Annotated in this window: 1 rRNA gene; it reads right to left on the bottom strand. The window is 44.0% G+C overall.

The features are described from left to right. Positions 1–241: 241 nt before the first annotated feature. Positions 242–316: ribosomal RNA gene (locus F3J45_RS29725) — 16S ribosomal RNA — on the bottom strand; the annotation flags it as partial.

The raw sequence follows: 316 nt of genomic DNA, 5'->3' as shown, positions 1-316 counted from the left end.
CATTCGCCGAAAATTCGCATTTCGCTCAATTAAGAGCAGAACTCACAAATTTTACCTTAGCCTGATTTCCAGCAGTGAAACTGGTCATCAGTCTATTTCTATCACATATCCGAATTTTTAAAGAACGGTCTGACAAAAGCCAGAAATCAACATTCACAAGGAATGCTCATTTCTGAGTTCTGATCAGCAAATGAATCAAGCAATTCGTGTGGGAGCTCATCAGCAGGCTGATGTCGTCGATTAAGGAGGTGATCCAGCCGCAGGTTCCCCTACGGCTACCTTGTTACGACTTCACCCCAGTCATGAATCACACCGT

It is taken from the genome of Pantoea sp. Ap-967 (assembly GCF_011752565.1).
Taxonomy (GTDB): Bacteria; Pseudomonadota; Gammaproteobacteria; order Pseudomonadales; family Pseudomonadaceae; genus Aquipseudomonas.
This window is presented reverse-complemented; position numbering and strand designations above follow the sequence as displayed.